This window comes from Mesorhizobium sp. M7A.F.Ca.US.005.03.2.1 (genome assembly GCF_003997795.1).
In the GTDB taxonomy this organism is placed as follows: Bacteria; Pseudomonadota; Alphaproteobacteria; order Rhizobiales; family Rhizobiaceae; genus Mesorhizobium; species Mesorhizobium ciceri.
The window spans coordinates 1-5,355 of record NZ_RZRP01000430.1; the positions used below are offsets into that span (position 1 = coordinate 1).

The window sequence follows — 5,355 nt, forward strand, 5'->3', positions numbered from 1 at the left end:
CTTCTGGCGATCGCGTTGGCCGTGCGTTCATTGTCGCCGGTCGCCATGACGATCCGCAAGCCGCTTTCATGCAGCGCCTTGATCGCCTCGGCCGTCGTTGTCTTGATAGGGTCGGCGACGGCGACGATGCCGGCCGGTTTTTTGTCGACAGCAACGAACATCGCCGTCTTGCCTTCGAGTTGCAGCGCCTCGGCCTTGGCCGAGATGGATGCGATGTCGACGCCAAGGTCGACCATCATCGCGGCGTTCCCGAGTGCGACCGTCTTTCCCGAGACCGAACCGGACACACCCTTCCCGGTGACCGCCTCGAAGCCGCTGGCCTCTGCAACGGTCACGCCGCGCGTAGCGGCGCCGTCGACGATGGCTTCAGCCAGCGGATGCTCCGAGCCTTTCTCCAGGCCCGCGGCAAGCGCCAGCAATTCGTCTTCGGAGAAGCCGTTTGCCGTGACGACATCGGTCAGCTTCGGCCGGCCTTCGGTCAGCGTCCCCGTTTTGTCGACGATCAGCGTGTCGACGGAAGCGAAGCGTTCGAGTGCTGCGGCTTCCTTGATCAGCACGCCGGCATGCGCCCCGCGCCCGGTGGCGGTCATGATCGACATCGGCGTCGCCAGGCCGAGCGCACAGGGACAAGCGATGATCAGCACCGACACCGCCGAGACGATGGCAAAGATCAGGCTGGGCTCGGGTCCAAACACGGCCCAGGCGATGAAGGCGATAATCGCGACAAGGACGACGGCCGGGACAAAGTAGAAAGAAACGCGATCAGCCAACCCTTGGATCGGGGCGCGCGAGCGCTGCGCCTTGGCGACGAGCTCGACGATGCGCGCCAGCGTCGTCTCGGCGCCGACCTTCTCAGCGCGCATGATCAGCGCACCATTCTTGTTGAGCGTGCCGCCGGTCAGCGCATCGCCCTCGACCTTCTCGACCGGCAACGGCTCGCCCGTGATCATCGATTCGTCGAGCGAGGACCGTCCTTCCAGCACCGTGCCATCGACCGGCACGGCGTCACCGGGGCGTATGCGCAGGCGATCGCCGGCCTTGACGGCGGCGAGGGGCACGTCGTTTTCGGAACCATCGGCGGCGATCAGCCGCGCTGTCTTCGGTGCGAGATCGAGCAAGGCGCGGATCGCCGAACCGGTCTTTTCACGGGCGCGCAGCTCCAGCACCTGGCCAAGGAAGACCAGCGCGACGATGACGGCGGCAGCCTCGAAATAAACCGGCACCGCACCGCCATGGCCGCGGAACTGATGCGGAAAGATATCCGGAAACAGCGTGGCGACGACGCTGTAGAGATAGGCAGCGCCGACGCCGAGCGAGATCAGCGTCCACATGTTGGGGCTGCGGTTGACGAGCGAATCCCAGCCGCGGTGGAAGAAAGGCAGTGCCGCCCACAACACGACGGGGCTGGCCAATGCCAGCTCAAGCCAGACCTTCGTCCGCTCGTCGACAAAAGCCTGGAAAGTCAGGCCAAGCATCGGCGCCATGGCGACGACCAGCAAAGGGACGGAAAGAGCGGCACTGACCCAGAATCGCCTGGTGAAATCGACCAGTTCCGGATTGGGACCCTCGTCACCCGTTGGTATGCCCATCGGCTCCAGCGCCATGCCGCATTTCGGGCAGGATCCGGGCTTGTCGCGGACGATCTCCGGGTGCATCGGGCAGGTGTATTGCGTGCCCTTGGGCATCGGCTGCGGTGCTGGCCTGCCGCCGAGATATTTTTGCGGCTCCGCCTCGAATTTCGCCTGGCAAGCGGCCGAGCAGAAATAGAAGCCCCGGCCTTCGTGGCGGGCAAAGTACCTGGCTGTCGCGCGGTCGACGCTCATGCCGCAGACCGGATCGGTGGCGGTCAGGAATTTTTCCGGTTCGGCGACGAATTTCGTGCGGCAGCCCTGGCTGCAGAAATGATAGAGATGGCCATCATGCTCGGCCGTCGGCTTGCCAGCCGCCGGATCGACAGTCATGCCGCAGACCGGGTCGCGGACGACGCTCTTCGTGGTGGGCACGACGCCTTTTGTCGAGCAGCAGCTACCGTGCGCGTGATGATCGTGATCTGAATGCGTCATTCGAAAATGCCTTGATGGATCGCTGTGTGACGTGGAGATAGGGCTTCCAGTAACTGGAAGGTCAAGGGCTGTTTCGACTTTTCTTCTCCGGTCCACGGCGCGTCCATCCACCCCAGAAAAAGTCTCACGCGGCAACACCAGGCCTGCTAGAAAGCGCGAGCGTCGCGGGGGTGGGGATTTTCTTCGGCAATGAAGCGTCTGGTCATCAATCTCGATCGGTCTCCCGATCGCCTTGCCCGTGTGACGGCGGAGTTTGCCCGCATCGGCGTTGCATTCGAACGCGTTCAGGCCATAGACGCACGCGACCGGCCGGAGCTGGACCAGCTGCCGCAAAATGTCGGATATCGGAACAGGCTGCCATTGACTGACGGCGAGATCGCCTGCCTGCTCAGTCACCGGGCCTGCTGGGCTGTCATCGCCCAAGGCGACGCTCGCTACGGGGCGATTTTCGAGGACGACATCGTCTTTGCCGCAAAAGCCGGCGCATTGCTTCGCGACAGCGACTGGATCCCAGCCGATGCCGAAGTCGTCAAGCTCGAAAGCTACTTCTGTAAGACCGTGATCCGACGCAAGCGCATTGCCATCGGTCACGGCTTTTCCACATCCAAACTCGACGCCGGACATATAGGAACCGCCGGCTACATCATCTCCAGGCAAACCGCGCTCGACCTGATCAAGGCCACCGAGAAGATCGGCATCGCTGTCGACGACCTTGTCTTCAACCCCGAGTTTTCGGTTTTGCGAGGCGAGACGATCTATCAGCTTGTTCCTGCGCTCTGCGCGCAAGATCAGTTCCTTGGCGACAGGGCGCTCCAATTGCCAAGCCTGCTCAGAGAAAAGCGGGATATCCAGTGCGCCGCACCCGCCGGGACCGGGAAACGCAGAAAGACAGCCATAGCGCGGGTCAAAGCCGAGGCTCGGCGAATAGGCAAGCGCATTGTCGATTTCGGTCGACTGAAGCGGAGAATGGTCATTCCATTTACTTATCCGAGCCAAAACTCAGCCGGGTCTTGAACCGGCTTCAACGCCCCATACCCAGCGCCGCCAAAACGCGCTATAGACGCCGCCGAAACGGCAAGGCCGACTGGATATATGGCAAGAATCTCCCTGAAGCTCGACGAATTGATCGACGGCGAAGCCTTGCGCCGCGAGATGACCGCGCTGACCGCGGCCACGGCGGGCGACGGCTCAGGGCAGGCTGCGCGCAATGGTGTGCTCCAGCTGCTCAAGGGACGACTGGCGGACGGGCGCGCCATTGCCGAACGCATGCTGAGGGACGATGGCGGCGGCAGCGCCTGCGCGGCGCGGCTGTCGCATCTCATGGACGAGATCATCCGGGCGCTTTACGATTTCGCCGTCACCCATGTCTACCGGGTCAAGAACCCGTCCTCCGCGGAGCGCATGGCCGTCGTCGCTGTCGGCGGCTACGGCCGTGGAACGCTGGCGCCGGGGTCCGACATCGACCTGTTGTTCCTGCTGCCTTACAAGCAGACGCCGTGGGGCGAACAGACAGTCGAATACATGCTCTACATGCTGTGGGACCTGGGGCTGAAGGTCGGCCACGCCACACGCAATATCGACGAATGCCTGCGCCTGTCGCGCACCGATGTCACCATCCGCACCTCGATCCTCGAAGCACGTTTCCTGTGGGGCGAGGAAAAGCTCTATGATGAACTGATGCTGCGCTTCGACCATGAGGTGGTGCGCACGACCGGCCCCGAATATGTCCAGGCCAAGCTTGCCGAACGCGATGACCGCCATGCCAAGGCCGGCGAAAGCCGCTATCTGGTCGAGCCCAACGTCAAGGACGGCAAGGGTGGCCTGCGCGATCTGCAGACGCTGTTCTGGATCGGCAAATATTTCTACCGGGTGCGCACCGGCGAGGAACTGGTCGATAAAGGCGTCTTCACCGAGGGCGAGTACCGCGAGTTCCAGAAGGCCGAGGATTTCCTGTGGGCGGTACGCTGTCACATGCATTTCCTCACCGGCAAGGCCGAGGAGCGGCTGCATTTCGACATCCAGCGCGAGATCGCCGAACGGCTCGGCTACACCACGCACCCCGGCCTGTCCGCGGTCGAGCGCTTCATGAAGCACTACTTCCTCGTTGCCAAGGACGTCGGCGACCTGACCCGCATCTTCTGTGCCGCGCTCGAGGAGGAGCAGGCCAAGCACGTGCCGGGCTTCAACCGCATCTTCCTGACTTTCTCGCGGCGCAAGCGCAAGCTGGCCGGCACGTCGGACTTCATTGTCGACAACCACCGCATCAACATCGCCGACGACCAGGTGTTCGAGCGCGATCCGGTCAATCTGCTCAGGCTGTTCTGGTTCGCCGACAAGCACGGTCTGGAATTCCACCCCGATGCGCTGAAGCTGCTGACCCGTTCGCTCGGCCTGGTCAACAAGTCGCTGCGGCGCGACGAGGAGGCCAACCGGCTGTTCCTCGACATATTGACCTCGGATCGCAATGCCGAACTCAATCTGCGCCGCATGAACGAGGCCGGGCTGCTCGGCAGGCTGATCCCGGATTTCGGCAAGATCGTCGCCATGATGCAGTTCTCGATGTACCACCACTACACGGTGGACGAGCATCTGATCCGCTGCATCGGCGTGCTGGCCGAGATCGAACGCGGCGACGGCGAAAAGGTCCATCCCCTGTCGCACACGCTGATGCCGGGGCTGAAGAAGAGCCGCGAGGCGCTCTATGTCGCCGTACTGCTGCACGACATCGCCAAGGGGAGGCCGGAGGATCATTCCGAGGCGGGGGCCAGGATCGCACGCCGCATCTGTCCGCATATGGGGCTGTCGCCTGCCGATACCGAGACCGTTGCCTGGCTGGTCGAGAACCATCTCGTGATGTCGATGACAGCCCAGACCCGCGATCTCAACGACCGCAAGACCATCGAGGATTTCGCCGCGATCGTGCAGTCGGTCGAGCGGCTGAAGCTGCTTTTGATCCTCACCGTCTGCGACATCAGGGGCGTCGGACCGGGTGTCTGGAACGGCTGGAAGGGCCAGTTGCTGCGCACGCTCTACTACGAGACCGAATTGCTGTTGACCGGCGGGTTTTCGGAAGTGTCGCGCGCGCAACGCACGGCGGCGGCGCGCGAGCGTCTGGCCGAGGCGCTTGCCGACTGGCCGGACAAGGCCCGCAAGCGCTATGTCGGCCAGCACTACGAGAATTACCTTTTGACCGTCGATCTCGCAGACCAGCTGCGCCATGCCGAATTCATTCGTGAGGCTGACGCGTCAGGCAACAAGCTTGCCACCATGGTCAAGACCCACCAGTTCGAGG

At 63.0% G+C, this 5,355-nt stretch carries 3 protein-coding genes; 2 read left to right on the forward strand and 1 reads right to left on the reverse strand.

Annotation, left to right across the window (positions count from 1 at the left end; translation table 11 throughout):
• A partial coding sequence (locus tag EN991_RS22060) for a heavy metal translocating P-type ATPase (protein ID WP_127369547.1) occupies positions 1-2,063 on the reverse strand: 2,063 nt, incomplete at its 3' end.
• A 189-nt stretch (positions 2,064-2,252) separates the two neighbouring features.
• On the opposite strand from EN991_RS22060, the gene EN991_RS22065 reads away from it, so the two are divergent.
• Positions 2,253-3,077, forward strand: coding sequence for a glycosyltransferase family 25 protein (locus EN991_RS22065; protein ID WP_127369548.1), 825 nt, complete (start codon positions 2,253-2,255; stop codon positions 3,075-3,077).
• Positions 3,078-3,155: 78 nt separating this feature from the next.
• Positions 3,156-5,355, forward strand: a 2,200-nt coding sequence (locus tag EN991_RS22070) for a [protein-PII] uridylyltransferase (RefSeq protein ID WP_127369549.1), incomplete at its 3' end; no start/stop codon positions are given.